This window comes from Streptomyces sp. NPDC035033, from assembly GCF_040636735.1.
GTDB lineage: Bacteria > Actinomycetota > Actinomycetes > Streptomycetales > Streptomycetaceae > Streptomyces.
Genome location: NZ_JBEZUZ010000037.1, coordinates 20,906 through 43,323 on the forward strand (window position 1 = coordinate 20,906; position 22,418 = coordinate 43,323).

Genomic DNA, 22,418 nt, shown 5'->3' on the forward strand with positions numbered 1-22,418 from the left:
CTTCCTAGAGCGCGTCGGGGCCGCGCTCGCCCGTGCGGACGCGGACGGCGGTCTCGACCGGGACGCTCCAGACCTTTCCGTCACCGATCTTGCCGGTGCGGGCGGCCTTGACGACGACGTCGATGAGCTGTTCGGCGTCCTCGTCCTCGACCAGGACCTCGATGCGGATCTTGGGGACGAGGTCGACGGTGTACTCGGCGCCGCGGTAGACCTCGGTGTGGCCGCGCTGGCGTCCGTACCCGCTGGCCTCGGTGACGGTGAGGCCGTGGACCCCGAAGGCCTGGAGGGCCTCCTTGATCTCGTCGAGCCGGTGCGGCTTCACGACCGCGGTGATGAGCTTCATGCGTCCACCTTCTTGTTCTCCGTGACAACCGGGGCGGGGGTGGCGGTGGTGCGCCCGGTGGCGCCGCCGCCCGCTCCGCTGAAGTCGTAGGCGGTCTCGGCGTGCTCGACCTGGTCGATGCCGGAGACCTCGTCGTCCTCGCTGACCCTCATGCCCATGGTCTTGTCGATGATCAGGGCGAGGACCGCGGAGACGACCAGGGAGTAGGCGAGGACGGCGAAGACGCCGACGGCCTGCTTGCCGAGCTGTTCGAGGCCGCCGCCGTAGAAGAGGCCCTTGGCGTCGGACTGGACGCCGCCGGTGGCGAAGAAGCCGACGAGGAGGGAGCCGAGGACACCGCCGACGAGGTGGACGCCGACGACGTCGAGGGAGTCGTCGTAGCCGAACTTGTACTTGAGGCCGACGGCCATGGCGCAGACGAGGCCGGCGATCGCGCCGATGGCGATGGCGCCGAGCGGGGAGCAGGAGCCGCCGGCGGGGGTGATGGCGACGAGGCCGGCGACGGCACCGGAGGCGGCGCCGAGGGTGGTGAAGGCGCCGTGGCGGATCTTCTCGTAGAACAGCCAGGCGAGCATGGCGGCGCCGGTGGCGACCTGGGTGTTGACGAACATGACGGCGCCGACGCCGTCGTCGTTGCCGAGCCAGGAGCCGGCGTTGAAGCCGAACCAGCCGAACCAGAGGAGGCCGGCGCCGAGCATGACGAGCGGGAGGCTGTGCGGGCGCATCGGGTCCTTCTTGAAGCCGACGCGCTTGCCGATGACGAGGATGACGCCGAGGGCGGCGGCGCCGGCGTTGATGTGGACCGCCGTACCGCCGGCGAAGTCGATGACGCCCATCTCGAAGAGCCAGCCGCCGCTGCCCCAGACCCAGTGGGCGACGGGGAAGTAGACGACCGTGACCCACAGGGCGACGAAGAGGGCCCAGGCGGTGAACTTGACCCGGTCGGCGAGGGCGCCGCTGATGAGGGCGGGGGTGAGGACGGCGAACATCAGCTGGAAGACGGCGAAGACGTAGACCGGGATGGTGTAGCCGTCCCAGAGTTCGGTGACGCCGATGCCGCTGAGGCCGAGGTAGTCGGAGGACCAGCCGACGAGGCCGCCCGAGTCGGTGCCGAAGGCGACGCTGAAGCCGTAGAGCACCCACAGGACCGTGACGATCCCGAGGCTGATGAAGCTCATCATCAGCATGTTGAGGGTGGACTTGACGCGGACCATGCCTCCGTAGAAGAAGGCGAGTGCCGGGGTCATCAGCATGACCAGGGCGGAGCAGATGAGCATGAACCCGGTGTTGGCGGCGGACAGCGCGGGGGCGTCTGCTGCCAGGGTCGTGATGGCTGGTGCCATCGGCGTCTCCTCGTCGTCGGATGCGGCCTGTGCGGGGCGGGGCCGGCGGTGAGCGGCGGCCTGAGGGGTGGCCGGTTATGGGCGAGAGATTCGCGCAGCGCGGTTTCCGACGATGCCGCTCGATGTTTCGGGGCAGTGACGAAGGAGGGGGGTGTGTTACGTGACCGTGAACGCCCGGGTCGCGGGGAGGTGACGGGCGTACTCTCCCGGCCCGGCCGGCGGGCGCGGAAAAGGGGGTGGACGTGAACCGGCCGCGCCGCCGTCCGTGTGTCCTGTCGCGGCGGGGGAGCCGGTTCGGGCGGTACGGGACGGGCGGCGCGGCCGGAGGGTGCGGGCTCGCGGGGGCGGGCGGGGCGGGTCAGACGGCCTCGGCGGACTCGGGCAGGAGCTGGGTGAGCCGGTCGGTGAGGTCGAGGACCTCGGCGACGTCGCCGAAGTCGCGGGCTGCGGTGTCGACGGTCTTGCGGAGCCGGTTGTTGACCCGCTCGGAGCGGATGGAGCGGGCGACCCCGAGGGCCTTCTCGGCGAGGACGACGGACTGCTCGGGTTCGCGCTTGAGCAGGTGGACGGTGGCCATGCCGATGAGGTTGAGGGCGTACGACCGCTGGTGGTCGGGGTCCTTCTCGAAGAGTTCGACGGCCCGCTCCATGACGGGTTCGGCCAGGGAGGCGTAGGTCGGGGAGCGGCCGGCGACGTAGGCGAGGTCGCGGTAGGAGTGGGAGTTCTCGCCGTTGAGTTCGGCCTCGGTGAAGAAGCGGATCCAGTCGGGGTCGGGCTCGCCTTCGAGTCCGGCGTCGGCGAAGGTGTCCTCGGCCATCCGGACGGCCCGCTTGCACTTGGAGGGCTGGCCCATGTTGGCGTAGGCGCGGGCCTCCATCGCATACAGCATGGCCTGGGTGCGGGAGGTGGCGCAGTCCCGGCTGCCGTACTGGGCGAGGTGGATGAGTTCGAGGGCGTCGTCGGGGCGGCCGAGGTGGATCATCTGCCGGCTCATGGAGGAGAGGATGTACGAGCCGAGCGGCTTGTCGCCGGCCTCCTTGGCGGCGTGCAGGGCGAGGACGAAGTACTTCTGGGCGGTGGGCTGGAGGCCCACGTCGTAGCTCATCCACCCGGCGAGTTCGGCGAGTTCGGCGGCGACGGTGAAGAGGCGCTTGGCGGTGGCGGCCGGCTGGGGTTCCTGGAGGAGGTCGGTGACCTCGTGGAGCTGGCCGACGACGGCCTTGCGGCGCAGTCCGCCGCCGCACTGGGCGTCCCACTTGCGGAACATGGCGGTGGTGGATTCGAGGAGGTCGAGTTCGATCTCGGAGAGCCGGTGGGGGCGGCGGCCGTCGGGGGCGGGGTCGGCGGGCACCGGTTCGCCGGCGGGGGTGGGCACCAGCCAGCGCTGCATGGGCTCGATGAGGGCGGGTCCGGCGGCGAGCTGGAGCGAGGAGCCGAGGAAGCCGCGCCGGGCGAGCATGAGGTCGCTGCGGGAGAACTCGCTGAGCAGCGAGACGGTCTGCGGGCCGGCCCAGGGGAGGTCGACGCCGGAGACGGAGGGGGTCTGGTGGGCGGTGCGCAGTCCGAGGTCCTCGATGGCGACGACGGAGCCGAAGCGCTCGGAGAACAGCTCGGAGAGAATTCTCGGGATGGGTTCGCGGGGCTGTTCGCCGTCGAGCCAGCGGCGGACCCGGGAGGTGTCGGTGGAGATGTGGTGGGCGCCCATCTGGCGGGCCCTGCGGTTGACCTGGCGGGCGAGTTCGCCCTTGGACCAGCCGCTGCGCACGAACCACGAGCCGAGCCGCTCGTTGGGGCGCTTGCCGGCAGTCGTACCGTCTGTGCCGTTGCCGCCCACTGGAACGCCCCCATCCGCCTGATCGCCTGTCGTGCGAACCCCTATCAGAATGCCGTGTCCCGGCGCCTCCCGCCCGGGGTTCCGACTCCTTCGAACGGGAAACCGGGTTGCCTCCGGCATACCCACCCGCGCACGCGCCTCCGGGGTTCGGGTACCGAAAGTAATCCTACGATCACCCCTGCCGTGAGGGCGTTTCAAGAAACGCCACCATTCGCCACCCCTTCGAATGAACTCGCCGGGGGTCCCACACGATTCACTTGACATGCGACGAGCCGGAGTCGGCGGACGGGAGCGCGAAGAGGCGCGCGCCCCCGTGCGCACCACCCCGTTCACGGCCGTGCGCCACCCCGGGTGACGAGACCCGGGCGCGGCGTGACGGTCCGTGACGGGGGCGTTCCGGGTCGTAACCACCGGCGCGTCCGACCCGTTGGAGGGGGCATGGGCTTCACGATCGGCGGCATCCGTGAGATGCGGTCCGGCTCACGGCGCCGCGCACGCACCAGTGAGTGCACGGCGGTGGCCGAGTACACCGGACTCTGGGGCTGGGACGTCCAGCCCGGTGCGCGGGCCGTCTCCGGCCAGTGCTCCTGTGGCGACCGGGCCTGTACGGCTCCCGGCGCGCATCCCCTCTCCTTCGCGCCGCCCGTCCCGGCGGGCGCGGGGCTCGACGACGCGGCCAAGGCCTGGTCGGAGTATCCGGGGGCGGCGCTGCTGCTGCCGGTGGGCCGCGCCTTCGACGTGATCGAGGTGGCCGAGGCGGCGGGCCGGCGGGCGCTGGTCCGGATGGAGCGGATGGGGCTGCCGCTGGGGCCGGTGTGCGCGACGCCGACCGGCCGGGCGCAGTTCTTCGTGGCGCCGGGCGCGGCGGCGGAGCTGCCGCGGCTGCTGTACCGGATGGGCTGGGACGACGCGGACCTGGACCTGCACTGTCTGGGGCCGGGCGCCCACATCACCGCTCCCCCGTCGAACCTGGGCGGGTTCGGGCCGGTGCGCTGGCTGCGGCCGCCGACGCTGGACACGGCGGGGGCGCCGCCGCAGGCCCGGCTGCTGCTCGGCACGCTGGCGTACATGTGCCACCGGACGCACGCCTGACCGTCCCGCGGACGCGCGAAGGGCCCCCGCCGTGATCGGCGGGGGCCCTTCGCGGTGCCGTTCGCGGGGTCAGTCGCCGATGAGGGCGTCGACGAAGGCGGCGGGCTCGAAGGGGGCCAGGTCGTCCGGGCCCTCGCCGAGGCCGACGAGCTTGACCGGGACGCCGAGCTCGCGCTGGACGGCGACGACGATGCCGCCCTTGGCGGTGCCGTCGAGCTTGGTCAGGACGATGCCGGTGATGTCCACGACCTCGGCGAAGACGCGGGCCTGGATGAGGCCGTTCTGGCCGGTGGTGGCGTCGAGGACGAGGAGGATCTCGTCGAGCGGGCCGTGCTTCTCGACGACGCGCTTGACCTTGCCGAGCTCGTCCATGAGGCCGGTCTTGGTGTGGAGGCGGCCGGCGGTGTCGATGAGGACGACGTCGGCCTTCTCGGCGATGCCCTCCTTGACCGCGTCGTAGGCGATCGAGGCCGGGTCGCCGCCCTCGGGGCCGCGGATGGTGCGGGCGCCGACCCGGTCGCCCCAGGTCTGGAGCTGGTCGGCGGCGGCGGCGCGGAAGGTGTCGGCGGCGCCGAGGACGACGGACTTGCCGTCGGCGACGAGGACGCGGGCGAGCTTGCCGGTGGTGGTGGTCTTGCCGGTGCCGTTGACGCCGACGACCATGACGACGCCGGGGACGTCCTCGGGGCTCTCGGTGTGGACGGTGCGGTCGTAGTCGCCGAGGAGGGCGATCAGCTCCTCGCGGAGCAGGCCGCGCAGTTCCTCGGGGGTGCGGGTGCCGAGCACCCTGACGCGCTCGCGCAGCCGGTCGACGAGCTCCTGGGTGGGGGCGACGCCGACGTCGGCGGTGAGGAGGGTCTCCTCGATCTCCTCCCAGGTGTCCTCGTCGAGGTGCTCGCGGGAGAGCAGGGTCAGCAGACCCTTGCCCAGCGAGTTCTGGGAGCGGGCGAGGCGGGCCCGGAGGCGGACGAGGCGTCCGGCGGTGGGCTCGGGCACCTCGATCTCGGGCGCGGGGGGCGCCTCGGCGACGACCGGGTCCTCGACGGCGGCGGGGGTCTCCACCGCCTCCTCGGCGGTCGGGAAGCCGACCTCCTCGACGGTGCGGCGTGGTTCTTCCCGCGGTGTCTCCGCCTCGTCGCCGACGTGCGGCTCGGCGGGCGGAGCGGTGATGGTCGGCGTGGTGGACGGCGGCTCGGCCGGCGGCAGCTGCTTCTTCTTGCGACCGCTGATCACGAGCCCGCTGGTCACGGCGACCGCGACGACCAGAGCGATGACTACAGCAAGGATGAGTTCCATAACGCCTTCCAGTATCGGACACGACCCGCCCGGTGACGCCGTACGCACGCAGCGTGGGTCGTGTCCTTCCGGGCGTCGTGGACGTTCTCATCTGACGGTACGTCAGCTATGGTCGCCCCTCGCCGGCAGCCCACCCGCGGAGGGGACCCCATGGCCTTCAGCGTCGTACGTTTCAACCTGGTCGACCCGCGCGCCACCCCCGGGTCCCTCGCGGAGCGCTACCGGGCCGCCCTGGAGATGGCCGCGTACGCCGACGGGCACGGGGTGGACACCGTGCAGACCGAGGAGCACCACGGGGTGGAGAACAACTGGCTCCCCGCCCCCTTCGCCTTCGCGGGCGCGGTCTTCGGCGCGACCCGCCGGATCGCGGTCACGGTCTCGGCGGCCATCGGCCCGCTGCACGACCCGCTGCGGCTCGCGGAGGAGATCGCGGTGCTCGACCTGCTGAGCCGCGGCCGGCTGGTGACGGTGGCGGGGATCGGCTACCGGCCGGAGGAGTACGAGGAGCGCGGGGTCGACTGGGGGCGGCGCGGGAGGCTCCAGGACGAGCTCCTGGAGACCCTGCTCGCCGCCTGGACGGGCGAGCCCTTCGCGTACCGGGGCCGTACGGTGCGGATCACCCCGCGGCCGTTCACCCGGCCGCACCCGCTGCTGCTGGTCGGCGGCTCGTCGAAGGCGGCGGCGCGGCGGGCGGCCCGGCTGGGGCTGCCGTTCTTCCCGTCGGCGCACCTGCCGGAGCTGGAGGCGTACTACGCCGAGCGGTGCGCGGAGTACGGCACCGAGGGGTGGACGATGATGCCGGGCCCGGTGACGCCGCTGCTGCACGTGGCGGAGGACCCGGACCGGACCTGGGCGGAGTACGGGGAGCACTTCCTGCACGAGGCCCGGACGTACGCCTCCTGGCAGTCGAAGGACATCCGTTCGGCGGTGCGGTCGGCGGCGTCGACCGTGGCGGAGCTGCGGGCGGAGGGGGTGTACCGGGTGGTGACGCCCGCGGAGTGCGCGGCGCTGGGCCTGGAGAGCCTGGTGCTGCATCCGCTGTGCGGGGGGATGCCGGTGGAGGAGGGGTGGCGGAGCCTGCGGCTGTTCTGCGACGAGGTGCTGCCCCGGCTCGGGGCGTGAGCCTCGGGCCGGGGCAGCCGTGGTGAGGGGAGGGGCGGCGGGGAGTCAGCCCATCTCCTCCAACGCCTTGCCCTTGGTCTCCTTGACGTACCGGAGCACGAAGGGGATGGAGAGCACGGCGAAGACCGTGTAGATGACGTAGGTGCCGGAGAGGTTCCAGTCCGAGAGGGACGGGAAGCTGGCGGTGATGGCCCAGTTGGCGATCCACTGCGCGGAGGCGGCGACGCCGAGGGCGGCGGCGCGGATCCGGTTGGGGAACATCTCGCCGAGGAAGACCCAGACCACCACGCCCCAGGAGAGGGCGAAGAAGAGCACGAAGACGTGGGCGGCGACGAGGGCGACGACGCCCTGGGTCTCGGGAAGCTTGCCGTCGACGAGGTCGGCGGAGAAGGCCCAGGCCTCGAAGGCGAGGGCGATCGCCATGCCGGCGGAGCCGACGAGGGCGAGCGGCCGGCGGCCGACCCGGTCGACCAGGACCATGGCGACCACGGTGCCGATGATGTTGATGATCGACGTGGTGAACGAGTAGAAGAACGAGCTCGACGGGTCGATGCCGACGGACTGCCAGAGCGTCGAGGAGTAGTAGAAGGCGACGTTGATGCCGACGAGCTGCTGGAAGACCGACAGGCCGATGCCGACCCAGACGATCGGCAGGAGCCGGAAGCGGCTGCCGGGGGCGAGCAGGTCCTTGAAGGTGGACTTGTGCTCGCTGCGCATGGCGAGTTCGATCTCGGCGACCCGGTGGTCGAGGTCGACGCCGTGGCCCTCGACCTCGGCGAGGACCTCCTTGGCCCGGTCGGTCCTGCCGACGGAGATGAGGAAGCGGGGGGACTCGGGGATGGCGAAGGAGAGCAGCCCGTAGAGGAGGGCGGGGACGACCATCACACCGAGCATCCACTGCCAGGCCTCCAGGCCGCCGATCTCGCCGCGCTGGTCGCCGTCGGCGAGCTGGAGGATGCCGTAGTTGACGAGCTGGGAGATGGCGATGCCGATGACGATGGCGGCCTGCTGGAAGGAGCCGAGGCGGCCGCGGTAGGCGGCGGGGGCGACCTCGGCGATGTAGGCGGGGCCGATGACGGAGGCCATGCCGATGGCGAAGCCGCCGACGATCCGCCAGAAGGCGAGGTCCCAGAGGGCGAAGGGCAGCGCGGAGCCGACGGCGCTGACGGTGAAGAGCACCGCGGAGATCTGCATGCAGCGGATGCGGCCGATGCGGTCGGCGATCCGGCCGGCGGTCGCGGCGCCGATGGCGCAGCCGATCAGGGCGATGGCGATGACCTGGGCGAGGGTCGCGGAACCGATGTCGTAGCGGTCGCGGATGGCTTCGACGGCGCCGTTGATGACGGAGCTGTCGTAGCCGAAGAGGAAGCCGCCCATGGCCGCCGAGGCGGTGATGAAGATGACATGGCCGAGGTGGTCCGGATGCGCCGCCCTTCCTTCGGAAGGCGGCGGCGTGGGGGCCTGCGCGGTGTCGGTCACGTGGACTCCTCGATGGGGGGACAGCCCTTCCAGTGGCTTCCAGTGGCGCATACCTTCACGCCGCCCACCACATGAAGGTAAAAGCAACGTTGCAGAGACTATGCGTTCAAGTTTTGAAGTCAATAGGCGATGTCATATGACTTTTACCGAAGCTGTAGCCCGATGATCTTCATTGCTTGAAGAAGTGGAGATCGATCGATCTCAGCGGAGCCGCTGGCTGATCACCTTGGAGACGCCGTCGCCCTGCATCGACACCCCGTAGAGCGCGTCCGCGACCTCCATCGTCCGCTTCTGGTGGGTGATCACGATGAGCTGCGAGGACTCCTGGAGCTCCCGCATGATCCCGATCAGGCGCTGGAGGTTGGTGTCGTCGAGCGCCGCCTCGACCTCGTCCATGACGTAGAAGGGGCTCGGCCGGGCCTTGAAGATCGAGACCAGCAGCGCCACGGCGGTCAGGGAGCGCTCGCCGCCGGAGAGCAGCGAGAGCCGCTTGACCTTCTTGCCCGGCGGGCGGGCCTCGACCTCGACGCCCGTGGCGAGCATGTCGTCGGGGTCGGTGAGCACGAGCCGGCCCTCGCCGCCGGGGAAGAGGCGGGAGAAGACGCCCTCGAACTCGCGGGCGGTGTCACGGTACGCCTCCGCGAAGACCTGCTCGACCCGCTGGTCGACCTCCTTCACGACCTGAAGCAGGTCGGCGCGGGTCTTCCTCAGGTCCTCCAGCTGCTCGGAGAGGAAGCGGTGGCGGTCCTCCAGGGCCGCGAACTCCTCCAGGGCCAGCGGGTTGACCTTGCCGAGCTGCTGGAAGGCGCGCTCGGCCGCCTTCAGCCGCTTCTCCTGCTCCGAACGGATGAACGGGCGCGGCTGGTTGCGCGGATCCTCCGGGTCCTCGGGGAGGGTCTCCCCCTCGGCGGGGGGCGACGGCGGGACGGGCTGGTCGGGGCCGTACTCGGCGGCGAGGGCGCCCGGCTCGACGCCGAACTCCTCCAGCGCCTTCGTCTCCAGCTGTTCGATCCGCAGCCGTTTCTCGGCGCCCAGGACCTCGCCGCGGTGGACGGAGTCGGTGAGCTTGTCGAGTTCGGCCTTGAGCTCGCGGCCGCGGGCGCGGGCGGCGGCGAGGTCCTGTTCGCGGCCCGCGCGGGCGGCGGTGGCCGCGGCGCGTTCGTGTGCGGCCCGTTCGAGGGAGACCTCGACGTGGGCGAGGAGGGTACGGGCTCCGGCGGCGACGGCGGCCGCGACCCGGGCCTCGTGGCGGAGCCGGGTCCGGCGCCGCTCGGCACGCGCGCGTGCGTCCCGTTCGGCGCGGGCGGCCCGGTCGAGGGAGTCGGCCCGGCCGGCCAGGCCCTTGACCCGCTCCTCGTGGGTGCGGACCTGGAGGCGCGCCTCCATCTCGGCCTGGCGGGCGTGGGACCCGTCGAGGGCGAGGCGGTCGCGGACGGAGGTGTCGGGTTCCTCCTCGGCCGGCGTCTCCTCGGCGGCGAGCAGGCGCTCGGCCAGTTCCTCGGCCTCGGCGACGGCCCGCTCCAGGGCCTCCTGGGCGCGGGTGACGGCGGCGGCGGTGCGTTCGGCCTCGCCGGCGGCCCCGCGGGCCTGGCCGGCGAGCCGGCCGAGGGCCTGGGCGACGGAGGCCCTCTCCTTCCCGGCGGTGCGCCGGAGGGCGTCGAGCTCCTCGACGCGGGCGGCGCACTCCCGGCGGTGTTCGGCGGCCTCGTCCTCGGCGCGGGCCGACTCCTCGTGGCGGACGGCGAGTTCGGCGAGTTCGGCGGCGGCCTCGTCGACCTGGGCGCGCACTTCGAGGAGGCTGGGCGCGCCGGCGGAGCCGCCCTGGGCCCAGTGCGCCCCGAGCAGGTCGCCCTCGGCGGTGACGGCGGTGAGCCCGGGGTGGGTCCGCAGCAGGTCGCGGGCCTGGTCCAGGTCCTCGACGACCACGATCCGGGCGAGCAGCCGGCGGACGGAGCCGAGGAGTTCGCCGGGCCCCGCGACGAGTCCGGCGGCGGGCCGGGCGTGGGCGGGCAGCGGCGGTCCCGCGGGGTCGTCGGGGTCCTCCGGTCCGGGGGCGGGCTCCTGTGCCGTGAGGATCAGGGTGGCCCGGCCGGCGTCCTGTTTGCGCAGGAGGCGGAGGGCTTCGGCGGCGGTGGCGGGGCCGTCGGCGGCGAGGGCGTCGGCGGCGGCGCCGAGCGCGGCGGCGACGGGGACCTCGTAGCCGGGGGTGACGGTGAGGAGTCCGGCGGCGGGGCCGAGGACGCCGGCGAGGCCGGCGGAGAGCAGCGCGCCGGTGCCGTCCTTGCGGCGCAGGTTCAGGGCGAGGGTGTCGTGGCGGGCCCGGACGGCGGCGCGCCGGCTCTCGGTGGCGGCGGCGGCCTCGCGGGCGGCGCCCAGGGCGGTCTCCGCCTCGGCGAGGGCGCGGCGGGCCTCCTCGTACCGCTCGGCCTGCTCGGTGTCGGCGGCGTCGAGGCCGTCGACCTCGGCCCTGAGCCGTTCGTACTCCTCCTGCGCGGTGACGGCGCGGTCGGCGGCCTCGTCGCGGGCGGCGGCGAGCCGGTCGATCTCGGCCTGGGCGGAGGCGGCGCGGGAGCGGGCGGCGTTGACCTGGCCGTGCAGCCGGGCGAGGCCCTCGCGGCGGTCGGCGAGGGCGCGGGCGGCGTCCTTGAGGCGCCGTTCCTCGGCGGCGAGGGCGCCCTCCAGCTCGGCGCGGCGGTCGGAGGTCTCCTCCAGGGCCCGTTCGGCGGCCTCCAGGGCGGCTTCGAGCTCGGCCTCCTGTTCGCGGATCCGGGCGGCCTCGCGTTCCAGGTCCTCGGGGTCGCGGCCGCGCCGTTCCTCGGCGGGGGCGGCGGTGGCGCTCTTCACCCGGGCGTCGGCGAGGGAGATCGTGCCGCGGACGCGTTCGGCGAGCTGGGAGAGGGCGTACCAGTTCTGCTGGGCGCGCTCCAGGCGCGGGGCGAGGGCGCGGACCTCGGCCTCCAGGGCGGCCTCGCGGGCCAGCGCGGTGCGCAGTTCCTCCTCGGTGGTCTCCTTGCGGGCGAGGAGCGCGGCCTCGTCGGCGAGTTCGGCGCGCAGGGCGTCCTGGAGGCGGACGAGGTCGTCGGCGAGGAGGCGGAGGCGGGCGTCGCGCAGGTCGGCCTGGATGACGACGGCCCGGCGGGCGACGGCGGCCTGCCGGCCGAGCGGCTTGAGCCGGCGCCTGAGTTCGTCGGTGAGGTCCTGCACGCGGGCGAGGTTGGCCTGCATCGCGTCGAGCTTCCGCAGCGCCTTCTCCTTGCGCTTGCGGTGCTTGAGGACGCCGGCGGCCTCCTCGATGAAGGCGCGGCGGCCCATGGGGTCGGCGTGCAGCACCGAGTCGAGCTGGCCCTGGCCGACGATGACGTGCATCTCGCGGCCGATGCCGGAGTCGGAGAGGAGGTCCTGGATGTCGAGGAGCCGGCAGGTGTCGCCGTTGATCTGGTACTCGCTGCTGCCGCCCCGGAACATGATCCGGGTGATCGTCACCTCGGCGTAGTCGATCGGCAGGGCGCCGTCGGAGTTGTCGATGGTGAGCGAGACCTCGGCGCGGCCGAGCGGGGGCCGCCCGGTGGTGCCGGCGAAGATGACGTCCTCCATCTTGCCGCCGCGCAGCGACTTGGCGCCCTGCTCGCCCATGACCCAGGACAGCGCGTCGACGACGTTGGACTTGCCGGAGCCGTTGGGGCCGACGACACAGGTGATTCCGGGTTCGAACCTCAGCGTGGTGGCGGAGGCGAACGACTTGAATCCGCGGAGCGTCAAGGCCTTGAGGTGCACCTTCGCGACTCTACCCGGGGTGTCGCGTTTCGCCCGTGATCGCGCAGGGCAGACCCTCGGGTGAGGTGTGGTGTGACACGGGTGTACGGCGGGGGAAGGGAAGGCGAAGGGGGCGGGAAGAGCGTGGGAGGCAAGAAAAGAAGGGACGCCGGAGCGCCCCTTGCCTATTCAGCTGTTCCCACCTGATCCCCTCGGGGCCGGGTGTCAGGTGAGCCCCTCGGGGCTGGGTGTCAGGTGAGCGCAGGCTCCGCCTGGGGTACGTCGAGGTCGATGCGGTCGAGCAGCGACTCGCCCTGGTGCTGAGCGGCGGCAGCGGCGAGCGCGTCGTTCTCGGACTGGATCCGTACCAGCTCGGATTCCAGGTCCTGGACGCGCTGCTGAAGCCGTCGCATCTCGGCGAGGAGTCGCGGGTCGGAGCCGCCGACGTAACCGAGAAGCGCCTTTGCCATGATGAGTGGTCCTCCACACTGAGTGACCGACCGATTGCGGTGTGGGTCGTGAGGGATGGATTCGCACCCGCGGTGCTCGGCAGTACGTGAATCGTGCCGGTGTTCTACTGCCACACAGCTAAGGTGCGCGGGGCTTCCAGAGTCTCACCAAAAAGTTTGACGGTCAACACGATCACGCCCCGATCGATGGGGCGGACGGGGAGTTCGCGGCCGCTTCGCAGGCGGCGGCGCCTCTCGACCCGTCGCTCCGGGGCGTGGCGATCATCCTTACCCGGGAAGCCTTGCACGAGTGCCGGGGCTTGGCAACCACCAGGTGGTTCTCCTGTTCACCGGTGGTGTACCGGCCCTTCACCCGGTGTCGTCGGGGCGTCCGGGCGGAGGGCCGGCGGGGTGGGGCGCGGGGGCGGGGTCAGCGGATGGCGAAGCCGTCGTAGCCGCCGCGGGGGGTGCCCCATATCTCGGTGACCCCGTCCACGCGGCCGGGCGTGTCACCGGCCCGCAGCCAGTCGAGGAGACGGTGGCAATTGTCACTCGGCCCCTCGGCCACCACCTGCACCCGGCCGTCGTCGAGGTTCAGGGCGAAGCCGGTGAGGCCCCCGATCTCCAGGGCGTTTGCCCTGGTGAACCAGCGGAAGCCCACTCCCTGTACCCGTCCGCGCACCCAGGCGGTCATCCGAACATCGTCGCTCATGGCTGCACGCTAGCGGGCGGATTGCCCGAACAGCACGTCGCGGCCGCCTCTCATGGCGTACAGTCCGACGGAATGCGGCGCACCCGCACGGGTGCGCGCCCTTCGGCCGTCCGTACGTGAGGTCACGCTCCGTACGAGCCCGGGCCAAGAGCAAAGACCGCTGCCGGAAAGCAAAGGCAGCAAAGATCCGGCCGCGGGGACATCCGCAGCACCACTCGCAGGCAGAGAAACCACCAGAGAGCCAGCTCAGGGAGGCAGGCAGATGGGACGCCACCGTCGCTCCGGCGCCGCGCCCGCCGAGGCAGACTACGCGACCGGCGCCGACCGCGATCGCGGGGGTGCCCGCCGCAGGCGGCGCGGCGGCCCCGTCCGTACCGCGGTGCTCGGCGTCTCGGCGGCGGCCGCCGCCGGCGCCGTCGCGGTCGCCGCGGGACTCCTCCCCGGCGGCGAGACCCTCACGGCGGGCAGCGCCGGCAGCAGCCGGCCGGCCGCCACGGAGACCCGGCAGACCCCGGAGCTGACCACGCAGGGCGGGGCGACCCGCACCCCGGCCTCCACGGGCGCGGGCGAGGGCACGGCGAAGACCGGGAAGACCCCGGCCTCCGCGGCCCCGAAGTCCCCGAAGAAGGCCGCGCCCGAGCCCGAGCCCACGCCCACGAAGACCGCGTCCCCCTCCCCCACCCCGTCGAAGACCCGGACCGCGGCCCCGGCGCCCACCACCGCGCCGCCGAAGCCGACGCCCTCGAAGGCCGCGGCCACCACCCGGGCCGCCGCCCCGAAGCCGGCTCCCACCACCGAGGCCCCGGTGGAGGAGACGACGGCGGCGGCCGCCGGCTCCACCGCCGACCGCGCCGACGCGGCCGAGGCCGAGGTGCTGCGCCTGGTGAACGCCGAGCGCGGCAAGGTCGGCTGCTCCCCGCTCCGGCCCTCGGCCGGCCTGGCCGAGCTGGCCGGCGACTTCAGCGCCGACATGGCGAACCGCGGCTTCTTCGACCACACGGACCCCGACGGCGCCACCCCGTGGGCCCGCGCCCAGGCGGCCGGCGTCACCGGCCTCGGCGCCGAGAACATAGCCCGCGGCCAGGTGGACGCGACCGCCGTGATGGTCTCCTGGATGAACAGCGACGGCCACCGCGCCAACATCCTGAACTGCGACTTCACCACCCTCGGCGTCGGCGTCCACTTCGCCGACGGCGGCCCGTGGTGGACGCAGGACTTCGGTTACTGAGCCGCCCGGCCCGCTCGCCCTCCGGAAGCGCGGTCTGGTGGTGCGCGCGGGGGCGCGGTTACCGTGGGGGCATGGCCGACGATCCCGCCTTCGACGTGTTCGCCCGGGGATGTACCTCGCGGGTGACGCTGGAGCACATCACGGGGCGCTGGGGCGGCCTCACCCTGGGCGCGCTGTACGAGGGCTCCTTCCGCTTCAACGAGCTGCGGCGGCGGGTCGACGGCGTCAGCGAGAAGATGCTGGCGCAGACGCTGCACGCGCTGGAGCGGGACGGGCTGGTGCACCGGGAGGCCCAGCCGGTCAACCCGCCCCGGGTCGACTACCGGCTCACCCCGCTCGGGCGGGAGATCGCCGAGCGGCTCGTCGGGCTGATCGCGCTGGTGGAGGGGCGGATGCCGGAGGTCGTCGCGGCCCGGGAGGCGTACGACTCCGAGCGCGCCGCCGTCACGCGCTGAGGCGCGGCGGGCGCTGGCAGCGCGGGCAGAAGTAGCTGGAGCGGTTCATCCAGGGGCGGCGGCGCATCGGCGTGCCGCAGCGGCGGCAGGGCTCGTCCTCCCGCCCGTACGCGTCGAGCGAGCGGTCGAAGTAGCCGGACTCGCCGTTCACATTCACGTAGAGGCTGTCGAAGCTGGTGCCGCCGGCCGCGAGCGCCGCGTTCATCACGTCGCGGACGTGGCCGAGGAGTTCGGCCGAGCGCGGCCGGGTGAGGGTGGCGGTCGGCCGGTCGTAGTGCAGCCGCGCGCGCCACAGCGCCTCGTCGGCGTAGATGTTGCCGACGCCGCTGATCAGCGACTGGTCGAGGAGCGCCCGCTTGATGGTGGTGCGGCGCAGGCGGAGGGCGGCCTGGAAGGCGGCGTCGTCGAAGGCGGGGTCCAGCGGGTCGCGGGCGATGTGCCCGATCACGTCCGGCAGCCCGTCGGCGCTGTCGGGGGCCGTGTCGTGCAGCGAGAGGCCGCCGAAGGTGCGCTGGTCGACGAAGCGGAGCTCCGTGCCGGCCGCGTCGTCGAAGCGGATCCGGATGCGCAGGTGCTTCTCGTCCGGGGCGGCCTCCGGCTGGACGAGGAGCTGTCCGCTCATGCCGAGGTGGCCGAGGACGGAGGTGCCGGTGTCGGCGAGCGGCAGCCACAGGTACTTGCCCCGGCGGCGGGCCGGTTCGAAGCGCTGCCCGGTCAGCCGGGCGGCGAAGTCCGTGCCGCCCGCCGGGTGGCGGCGCACCGCCCGGGGGTGGAGCACCTCGACGGCGGCCACGGTCCGGCCGGCGACCCAGCGCTCCAGTCCGCGCCGGACGACCTCGACCTCGGGCAGCTCGGGCACGGGACTCCTCCGGAGGGACGCGGGGACGGTGGTCCTCGCAGCCTACCGCCCGGGACGGACGGGCCCCGCGGCCCCGGAAACGGCTCCGCCCGCCCCTGGCGGGGGCGGGCGGGAAGACTCCGCTGAAGGATGCGGGAGCACGCGGGGTCGCGGTCAGGCGGTGGCCGGGGCGGCCCCGTCCTTCCGGTCCTGTCCGTCGGCCGTGACGGCGTCGGCCGCGGCCTTGGCCTCGGCCGTCGCGCGCTCGTCCGCGGCCGCGCGGATCGCGCGCCACGCGGACTCGGCGGCCTGCTGCTCCGCCTCCTTCTTGCTGCGGCCGGTGCCGGTGCCGTACGAGACACCACCGACGCGGGCGGCAGCAGTGAAGGTCTTCTCGTGGTCGGGGCCCTCCTCGGAGACGAGGTACTCCGGCACGCCGAGGCCCTCGGCCGCCGTCAGCTCCTGGAGGCTGGTCTTCCAGTCCAGGCCGGCACCGAGGTTCGAGGACTTCTCGATCAGCGGGTCGAAGAGCCGGTGCACCAGCTCGGACGCCGCGTCGAGGCCCTGGTCGAGATAGACCGCGCCGATCACCGCCTCGAGGGTGTCGGCGAGGATGGATGCCTTGTCCCGGCCGCCCGTGCCCTCTTCGCCCCGGCCGAGCCGGATGAAGGAGCCCAGGTCGAGGCCGCGCCCGACGTCCGCCAGCGCACGCGAGTTGACCACCGCGGCCCGGAGCTTGGCCAGCTGGCCCTCGGGCAGGTCGGGGTGGGTGCGATAGAGGGTGTCGGTGACCACCAGGCCGAGCACGGAGTCCCCGAGGAACTCCAGGCGCTCGTTGGTGGGCAGACCACCGTTCTCGTACGCGTACGAGCGGTGGGTCAGCGCACGCACCAGAAGGGCGGACTCGAGGTGATACCCGAGCCGCCCTTCCAGAAGCGTGTGGGACGAGGCGTTGCTGATGTTGTCAGACATCGTGCCTCTCACCAGCCCGCTCAGACCGAGAGGACCTGGCGCTTGTTGTAGGTGCCGCAGCTCGGGCACGCGATGTGCTGCTGCTTCGGCTCCTGGCAACGCTCACACGAAACCAGGGTGGGGACCGCAGCCTTCCACTGCGACCGGCGGTGGCGCGTGTTGCTGCGCGACATCTTCCGCTTCGGAACAGCCACGGCTACTTCTCCTGCTTCTCGTCGACACCGGTAGCGGCGTCGCTCATGTTGTCCTTCTCGTCGGCTCCCAGCGAACCGGCGAGTTCCTGCAGTGCCGCCCAACGGATGTCGGTGGCGTCGTGGTGGTGGTCGGGGTTCTCGTTCAGGTTGATTCCGCAGTCGGAACACAGACCCGCACAGTCCTCCCGGCACACCGGCTGCATGGGCAGCGCGAGTACCACTGCGTCACGCAGCACGGGTTCGAGGTCGAACATGCCGTCCTCGAGGGGGATCATGTCCTCGTCTTCATCGTCCTCGTCGCCCGGGGTCGCCTTGGAGCGGCCCCGGTCGTCGGAGTCGGGGTACGAGAACATCTCCTGGAAGTCCGCGTCGAGCTCCAGCTCGACGGGCTCCAGACACCTTACGCACTCCCCCTCGGCCGATGCACGGGCGGTGCCTGTGACAAGCACCCCTTCCATGACCGACTCGAGTCGGAGCTCGATCTCCACCGGGGCGCCCTCGGGCACTCCGACGACCCCCGCGACACCGAGATCGGCGGGCGCGTCGACCGTGCGGGAGATCCGCTGGAGGGCACCGGGACGCCGCCCCAGCTCGTGCGTGTCGAACACGAGGGGGTTGCGGTGGTCGAGGCGCGTGCTCAGGGCTCTTCCTGCTTTCGGATCGTTCACGTCGCAAGTCTTACGGGGGCTGCCGCTTGCGGGCAGCATGGATCGCGGGCATACACGCGACCGAAGGGCCAGGATACTGGACGCTTCGCCCAGGGCCCAATCGGGGCCTTCGCCCGCTTACTGGCCCTGCTCGTACCGGCGCAGCTGCTCCAGGTCGATCATGCTCGTGTCGAAGAAGCTGGTCTCGTCGAGCGCGGCCGGCTGCGGCTGAGGCTGCTGCTGGTACGCGTAGGGGTCCTGCTGCGGGTAGCCGTACGGGTCGGCCTGCTGGGGCTGCTGGTACGCGTACGGGTCCTGCTGCGGGTAGCCGTACGGGTCGGCCTGCTGGGGCTGCTGCTGGTACGCGTACGGGTCCTGCTGGGCCGGGATCCGGGCGGCGACGGGGGCGGGCGCGGCGGGGACCGGCTCGGGGTCGGCAAGCTCCGCGAGGCCGGCGAGGTAGTCGGCGTCGCTGGTGTGGACGGACTGGCCGAGGCCCTCCTGGGCGGCCATGTGCTCGCCGAGGGCGTCGGTGGCGATCCGGCCGTGCAGCTTCTGCCGACCGCGGCCGACGGCCTCCAGGGTCTTGGAGAGGACCGCCTCGAAGGCGCCCAGCTTGGCGTCCACGTACTCGTCGGCGCGCGCGATCAGGGTCTGCGGGTCCGCGCTGTACTCGGGGGCGTCCTGGTCCGGGTAGCCGTGCTCGTCCAGGCCCGGGCCGCGGCCGAGGAGCTTCTCGCGGCCGCGGTCGACGGAGCCGATGGTCTTGTTGAGGACGACCTCGAAGTTGGCGAGCTTGGAGTCGACGTACTCGTCGGCCTCGGCGCGGATCTCCTCGGCCTCGCGGCGGGCCTCGGCGAGGATCCGGTCGGCCTCCTCCTGGGACTGCCGGGCGATCTGGGTGTCGGAGACGATCGTGCCGCGCTCGGCGTGGGCGGCCTCGATGATCCGCTCGGCCTCCCGGCGGGCCTGCTCGACCATCTGCTCGCGGCCGCCGATGAGCTCCTGGGCCTGGGCGAGGGAGTTCGGCAGGGCGTCCCGCACCTCGTCGAGGAGGGCGAGCAGTTCGGCGCGGTTGACCACGCAGGAGGCCGACATGGGCATCGAGCGGGCGCCTTGTACGGTCGCGACGATCTCGTCGAGCTTCTTCTGCACGTCCACCGGGTGCTCGCCACTCTCTACAGCTGGATGGAGACGGACGGGACGACTGTAAGGGCAGTCGCGGCCCGTCCGACACCAGGTGACGGAGCGTCAGCGGCGGTGGCCGCGCGTCACTTCTCCCGGAGGCGTTCGGCGAGCCGGCCGAGGACCGCCGGGGGCACCAGGTGGGAGACGTCGCCGCCCCAGGCCGCGACCTCCTTGACCAGGGAGGACGACAGGAAGCTGTAGGTGGGGTTGGTGGGCACGAACAGCGTCTCGACGCCCGACAGGCCGTTGTTCATCTGGGCCATCTGGAGCTCGTAGTCGAAGTCGCTGACCGCGCGCAGGCCCTTGACGATGGCGGGGATGTCGCGCTGCTTGCAGAAGTCGACGAGGAGGCCCTGGAAGGACTCCACCTCGACGTTCCCGAAGTCGGCGGTGACCTCGCGGATCAGCTCGATCCGCTCCTCGACGGAGAACAGGCCCTTCTTGGACTGGTTGATCATCACCGCGACGTGCACGACGTCGTACAGCTTGGAGGCGCGGGCGATGATGTCGAGGTGTCCGTTGGTGATGGGGTCGAACGACCCCGGGCAGACGGCGCGGCGCATCCTGCTTCCCTCGCTCTTCGGTGCGGTCATCGGGCGGCTTCGTCGGTGTCGGCCCGGTCCGGGGCGGTGACGCCGCCGTACCAGAACGTTCCTTCACCGTAACGGCGCGACCGCAGGGCCTCGAAGCCGTCCGGCCAGACGAACTCCCCGCCCCGCGTGGCGCGCTCCACGGTGACGACGGCATCCTCGCTCAGCCAGCCCCCGGCGCGCAGTGTGAGGAGGATCTCGCGGAGCTCCTCGTCGGCGACGGCGTAGGGCGGGTCGAGGAAGACCAGGTCGTACGGCTCCGCCGGGGCGGGTCCCGTGACGACCTGCTCGGCCCTGCCGGTGCGGGCCTCGGCGCCGGGCAGGCCGAGGGCGCGGACGTTCTCCCGGACGGTGCGGGCCGCCCGGGCGTCGGCCTCCACGAGCAGGGCGTGGGCGGCGCCGCGGGACAGCGCTTCGAGGCCGACGGCGCCGGAGCCGGCGTACAGGTCGGCGACCCGGACCCCGTCGAGGGTGCCGAGGAGCGCCTCCCAGGTGGAGAAGAGGCCCTCGCGCGCCCGGTCGGAGGTGGGGCGGGTGCCGTTGCCCGGGGGCACGGCCAGGCGCCGTCCGCCGGCGGTGCCGGCGATCACGCGGGTCATCGGTTTCCTCGTCCTCGGGTGCTGGTCGCGTAGGCGTACGCGCTACGTGACCAGCTTAGGGCGGCTCCCGCGGTCAGCCCTTCTCCAGGTACTCCTCCCGCTCCTCGCTCAGCAGGGCGTCCAGGGCGGTGCGCAGGCCCGGGTGGGCGTCGAGGTCCGGGTCGGCGAGGACGAGGGCGGTGGCCTCCTCGCGGGCGGCGGCGATGACCTCCTCGTCCTCGATGACGGCGAGGACCCGCAGGGAGGAGCGGGCGCCGGACTGGGCCTGGCCGAGGACGTCGCCCTCGCGGCGCTGTTCGAGGTCGACGCGGGAGAGCTCGAAGCCGTCGAGGGTGGCGGCGACCGCGCCGAGGCGTCCGCGGGCGGGGCTCGCCTCGGGCATCTCGGTGACGAGGAGGCACAGGCCGGGGGCGGAGCCGCGGCCGACGCGGCCGCGGAGCTGGTGGAGCTGGGAGACGCCGAAGCGGTCGGCGTCCATGATCACCATGGCGGTGGCGTTGGGCACGTTGACGCCGACCTCGATGACGGTGGTGGCGACGAGGACGTCGAGTTCGCCGGCGGCGAAGCGGCGCATGACGTCGTCCTTGTCGTCGGGGTGCATGCGGCCGTGCAGGGCGGCGATCCGGAGCCCGGCGAGGGGGCCGGCGCGGAGCTTGTCGGCGACGTCGAGGACGGCGAGCGGGGGGCGCTTCTCGGCCTCGTCCTCGGCGGAGGGCTTGCGCTTGGCGGCCTTCTTCTCGTCCTCCTCGTCCCCGATGCGGGGGCAGACGACGTACGCCTGGTGGCCGCCCTCGACCTCCTCGCGGACCCGCTCCCACGCGCGGGCGAGGAAGTGCGGCTTGTCGGCGGCGGGGACGACGTGGCTGGCGATCGGGGAGCGGCCGGCGGGGAGCTGGTCGAGGACGGAGGTCTCCAGGTCGCCGAAGACGGTCATGGCGACGGTCCGCGGGATCGGGGTGGCGGTCATGACCAGCAGGTGGGGCGGCTGCTTGCCCTTGCCCCGGAGGGCGTCGCGCTGTTCGACGCCGAAGCGGTGCTGCTCGTCGACGACGACGAGGCCGAGGTCGTGGAACCTGACCTTGTCCTCGATGAGGGCGTGGGTGCCGATGACGATCCCGGCCTCGCCGGTGACCAGGTCGAGCAGGGCCTGGCGGCGGGCGGCGGCCCCCATGGAGCCGGTGAGCAGCACCACCTTGGTGGCCTTCTCGGCGCCGCCGAGCATGCCGCCCTCGGCGAGCTCGCCCATCATCTCGGTGACGGACCGGTGGTGCTGCTGGGCGAGGACCTCGGTGGGGGCGAGCATCGCGGCCTGTCCCCCGGCGTCCACGACGGCGAGCATGGCCCGCAGCGCCACCAGGGTCTTGCCCGAGCCGACCTCGCCCTGGAGGAGCCGGTGCATGGGGTGGTCGGTGGCGAGGTCGTCGAAGATCTCCTTCGAGACCTTCCGCTGGCCCTCGGTGAGGGTGAAGGGGAGCTTGGCGTCGAAGGCGGTGAGGAGGCCGTCCGCGGCGGGGCGCCGGGGGACGGCGGGGAGCTGGGTGTCGGCGTGCCGGCGGCGGGCCAGGGCGACCTGGAGGACGAAGGCCTCGTCCCACTTGAGCCGTTCGCGGGCGGCGGCGACGTCGGCCTTCGTCCGGGGGTGGTGGATCATGCGCAGGGCGTCGGGCAGTTCGGCGAGGCCGCGGCCCTCGCGGAGGGCGCCGGGCAGCGGGTCGACGGCCTCGGCGGCGGCCGGCAGGACGGTGTGGACGGCCTTGGCGATCTTCCAGGACTCCAGCTTGGTGGTGGCCGGGTAGATCGGGATGAGGGCCCCGGCCCAGGTGTCCACGGCCGTGTCCTCGTCGCCGCGCAGGAGTTCGTAGGCGGGGTGGGCGAGCTGGAGGCGGCGGTTGAAGAGGGAGACCTTGCCGGAGAACATCGCCCGGGTGCCGGGCAGCAGGTCGTGGTGGGGCTTGTGCACGCCCTTGCCGAAGAAGACCAGCTGGAGCCGGCCGTAGCCGTCGGTGATGGTCACTTCGAGCCGCTGGCCGCGCCCCTTGGCGCCGTTGAAGGTGTGCACGCGGGCGTCGGCGACCTGGGCGACGACCGTGACGTGCTCGTCGAGCGGCAGGTCGGAGAGGGTCGTGAGCTCGCCCCGCTCCGCGTACCGCCGGGGGTAGTGGTGGAGGAGGTCGCCGACCGTGTGCAGGTCGAGGGCCTCGGCCATGACCTTGGCGGTGGCGGGGCCGAGGGACTTCTTGAGGGGTTCGTCGAGCGCGGGCACGTCGTCCATTGCACACCACGG

The 22,418-nt window shown here is 72.8% G+C and carries 20 protein-coding genes; 4 read left to right on the plus strand and 16 right to left on the minus strand.

All coding sequences use genetic code 11. The annotated features are described in order from the left end of the window. Nucleotides 1–4: 4 nt before the first annotated feature. The 3 genes from AB0E83_RS17200 to AB0E83_RS17210 all read right to left on the minus strand — a co-directional run bounded on the left by AB0E83_RS17200 (nucleotide 5) and on the right by AB0E83_RS17210 (nucleotide 3,520). Entirely contained in the window at nucleotides 5–343 is a 339-nt protein-coding gene (locus AB0E83_RS17200) for a P-II family nitrogen regulator (protein ID WP_015036464.1), read from the minus strand. Then, a complete protein-coding gene (locus tag AB0E83_RS17205) occupies nucleotides 340–1,686 on the minus strand; it encodes an ammonium transporter (RefSeq protein WP_362111665.1) in 1,347 nt (448 codons plus the stop codon). The genes AB0E83_RS17200 and AB0E83_RS17205 overlap by 4 nt, the downstream gene beginning before the upstream one ends. 358 nt (nucleotides 1,687–2,044) lie before the next feature. Then, nucleotides 2,045–3,520: a hypothetical protein gene (locus AB0E83_RS17210; RefSeq protein WP_362111668.1), complete on the minus strand. Its 1,476-nt coding sequence runs from the start codon at nucleotides 3,518–3,520 to the stop codon at nucleotides 2,045–2,047. A 438-nt stretch (nucleotides 3,521–3,958) separates the two neighbouring features. Here AB0E83_RS17210 and AB0E83_RS17215 point away from each other — a divergent pair, with 438 nt between their 5' ends. Then, on the plus strand, nucleotides 3,959–4,612 hold the full coding sequence (locus tag AB0E83_RS17215) for a bifunctional DNA primase/polymerase (RefSeq protein WP_362111671.1): 654 nt from the start codon (nucleotides 3,959–3,961) through the stop codon (nucleotides 4,610–4,612). 69 nt (nucleotides 4,613–4,681) lie between these two features. On the opposite strand, the gene ftsY is transcribed toward AB0E83_RS17215, so the two are convergent. After that, complete coding sequence (ftsY, locus tag AB0E83_RS17220) at nucleotides 4,682–5,908, minus strand: signal recognition particle-docking protein FtsY (RefSeq protein ID WP_362111674.1); 1,227 nt, start codon at nucleotides 5,906–5,908, stop codon at nucleotides 4,682–4,684. A 150-nt stretch (nucleotides 5,909–6,058) separates the two neighbouring features. Here ftsY and AB0E83_RS17225 point away from each other — a divergent pair, with 150 nt between their 5' ends. Beyond that, nucleotides 6,059–7,030 carry an LLM class flavin-dependent oxidoreductase gene (locus AB0E83_RS17225; RefSeq protein ID WP_362111678.1) on the plus strand — a complete coding sequence of 324 codons (972 nt, stop codon included), beginning with the start codon at nucleotides 6,059–6,061 and terminating at the stop codon, nucleotides 7,028–7,030. 45 nt (nucleotides 7,031–7,075) lie between these two features. Here AB0E83_RS17225 and AB0E83_RS17230 read toward each other — a convergent pair whose 3' ends face one another. The 4 genes from AB0E83_RS17230 to AB0E83_RS17245 form a co-directional block, all read right to left on the minus strand. Further along, nucleotides 7,076–8,509, minus strand: a complete 1,434-nt coding sequence (locus AB0E83_RS17230; RefSeq protein ID WP_362111681.1) for a sugar porter family MFS transporter — start codon at nucleotides 8,507–8,509, stop codon at nucleotides 7,076–7,078. 201 nt (nucleotides 8,510–8,710) lie between these two features. Next, entirely contained in the window at nucleotides 8,711–12,283 is a 3,573-nt protein-coding gene (gene smc / locus AB0E83_RS17235; protein ID WP_362111684.1) for a chromosome segregation protein SMC, read from the minus strand. 230 nt (nucleotides 12,284–12,513) lie between these two features. Continuing rightward, nucleotides 12,514–12,732 (minus strand): hypothetical protein, encoded by a 219-nt coding sequence (locus AB0E83_RS17240; protein ID WP_362111687.1) that lies wholly within the window; start codon nucleotides 12,730–12,732, stop codon nucleotides 12,514–12,516. Between the two features lie 409 nt (nucleotides 12,733–13,141). Continuing rightward, on the minus strand, nucleotides 13,142–13,423 hold the full coding sequence (locus AB0E83_RS17245) for an acylphosphatase (protein WP_362111690.1): 282 nt from the start codon (nucleotides 13,421–13,423) through the stop codon (nucleotides 13,142–13,144). Nucleotides 13,424–13,685: 262 nt separating this feature from the next. On the opposite strand from AB0E83_RS17245, the gene AB0E83_RS17250 reads away from it, so the two are divergent. Next, nucleotides 13,686–14,651 carry a CAP domain-containing protein gene (locus tag AB0E83_RS17250; protein ID WP_362111693.1) on the plus strand — a complete coding sequence of 322 codons (966 nt, stop codon included), beginning with the start codon at nucleotides 13,686–13,688 and terminating at the stop codon, nucleotides 14,649–14,651. A 71-nt stretch (nucleotides 14,652–14,722) separates the two neighbouring features. Continuing rightward, nucleotides 14,723–15,106 (plus strand): helix-turn-helix domain-containing protein, encoded by a 384-nt coding sequence (locus AB0E83_RS17255; RefSeq protein ID WP_362111696.1) that lies wholly within the window; start codon nucleotides 14,723–14,725, stop codon nucleotides 15,104–15,106. On the opposite strand, the gene mutM is transcribed toward AB0E83_RS17255, so the two are convergent. The 8 genes from mutM to recG all read right to left on the minus strand — a co-directional run bounded on the left by mutM (nucleotide 15,096) and on the right by recG (nucleotide 22,406). Further along, nucleotides 15,096–15,965 (minus strand): bifunctional DNA-formamidopyrimidine glycosylase/DNA-(apurinic or apyrimidinic site) lyase, encoded by an 870-nt coding sequence (mutM, locus tag AB0E83_RS17260; protein WP_362111699.1) that lies wholly within the window; start codon nucleotides 15,963–15,965, stop codon nucleotides 15,096–15,098. The genes AB0E83_RS17255 and mutM overlap by 11 nt on opposite strands. Before the next feature lie 153 nt (nucleotides 15,966–16,118). Next, a complete protein-coding gene (rnc, locus tag AB0E83_RS17265; RefSeq protein ID WP_362111702.1) occupies nucleotides 16,119–16,916 on the minus strand; it encodes a ribonuclease III in 798 nt (265 codons plus the stop codon). Nucleotides 16,917–16,936: 20 nt separating this feature from the next. Then, nucleotides 16,937–17,110, minus strand: coding sequence for a 50S ribosomal protein L32 (gene rpmF, locus AB0E83_RS17270; RefSeq protein ID WP_030496967.1), 174 nt, complete (start codon nucleotides 17,108–17,110; stop codon nucleotides 16,937–16,939). A 2-nt stretch (nucleotides 17,111–17,112) separates the two neighbouring features. Continuing rightward, on the minus strand, nucleotides 17,113–17,751 hold the full coding sequence (locus AB0E83_RS17275) for a DUF177 domain-containing protein (protein ID WP_362111767.1): 639 nt from the start codon (nucleotides 17,749–17,751) through the stop codon (nucleotides 17,113–17,115). A gap of 144 nt (nucleotides 17,752–17,895) precedes the next feature. Then, nucleotides 17,896–18,918 (minus strand): ATP synthase F0 subunit B, encoded by a 1,023-nt coding sequence (locus AB0E83_RS17280; RefSeq protein WP_362111705.1) that lies wholly within the window; start codon nucleotides 18,916–18,918, stop codon nucleotides 17,896–17,898. A gap of 110 nt (nucleotides 18,919–19,028) precedes the next feature. Continuing rightward, entirely contained in the window at nucleotides 19,029–19,508 is a 480-nt protein-coding gene (coaD, locus tag AB0E83_RS17285; RefSeq protein ID WP_362111770.1) for a pantetheine-phosphate adenylyltransferase, read from the minus strand. 26 nt (nucleotides 19,509–19,534) lie between these two features. After that, nucleotides 19,535–20,134, minus strand: a complete 600-nt coding sequence (gene rsmD, locus AB0E83_RS17290; protein ID WP_362111708.1) for a 16S rRNA (guanine(966)-N(2))-methyltransferase RsmD — start codon at nucleotides 20,132–20,134, stop codon at nucleotides 19,535–19,537. A gap of 73 nt (nucleotides 20,135–20,207) precedes the next feature. Then, nucleotides 20,208–22,406 carry an ATP-dependent DNA helicase RecG gene (gene recG, locus AB0E83_RS17295; protein WP_362111711.1) on the minus strand — a complete coding sequence of 733 codons (2,199 nt, stop codon included), beginning with the start codon at nucleotides 22,404–22,406 and terminating at the stop codon, nucleotides 20,208–20,210. Nucleotides 22,407–22,418: the final 12 nt, after the last annotated feature.

Excerpts from the sequence above, each read along its gene's own strand:
- AB0E83_RS17215 (WP_362111671.1), top strand. The coding sequence starts at position 3,959 with ATGGGCTTCACGATCGGCGGCATCCGTGAGATGCGGTCCGGCTCACGG.
- recG (WP_362111711.1), bottom strand. The coding sequence starts at position 22,406 with ATGGACGACGTGCCCGCGCTCGACGAACCCCTCAAGAAGTCCCTCGGC.
- rnc (WP_362111702.1), bottom strand. The coding sequence starts at position 16,916 with ATGTCTGACAACATCAGCAACGCCTCGTCCCACACGCTTCTGGAAGGG.
- rsmD (WP_362111708.1), bottom strand. The coding sequence starts at position 20,134 with ATGACCCGCGTGATCGCCGGCACCGCCGGCGGACGGCGCCTGGCCGTG.
- coaD (WP_362111770.1), bottom strand. The coding sequence starts at position 19,508 with ATGCGCCGCGCCGTCTGCCCGGGGTCGTTCGACCCCATCACCAACGGA.
- AB0E83_RS17240 (WP_362111687.1), bottom strand. The coding sequence starts at position 12,732 with ATGGCAAAGGCGCTTCTCGGTTACGTCGGCGGCTCCGACCCGCGACTC.
- AB0E83_RS17225 (WP_362111678.1), top strand. The coding sequence starts at position 6,059 with ATGGCCTTCAGCGTCGTACGTTTCAACCTGGTCGACCCGCGCGCCACC.
- AB0E83_RS17205 (WP_362111665.1), bottom strand. The coding sequence starts at position 1,686 with ATGGCACCAGCCATCACGACCCTGGCAGCAGACGCCCCCGCGCTGTCC.
- AB0E83_RS17245 (WP_362111690.1), bottom strand. The coding sequence starts at position 13,423 with ATGAGCGACGATGTTCGGATGACCGCCTGGGTGCGCGGACGGGTACAG.
- AB0E83_RS17255 (WP_362111696.1), top strand. The coding sequence starts at position 14,723 with ATGGCCGACGATCCCGCCTTCGACGTGTTCGCCCGGGGATGTACCTCG.
- ftsY (WP_362111674.1), bottom strand. The coding sequence starts at position 5,908 with ATGGAACTCATCCTTGCTGTAGTCATCGCTCTGGTCGTCGCGGTCGCC.
- AB0E83_RS17200 (WP_015036464.1), bottom strand. The coding sequence starts at position 343 with ATGAAGCTCATCACCGCGGTCGTGAAGCCGCACCGGCTCGACGAGATC.
- AB0E83_RS17250 (WP_362111693.1), top strand. The coding sequence starts at position 13,686 with ATGGGACGCCACCGTCGCTCCGGCGCCGCGCCCGCCGAGGCAGACTAC.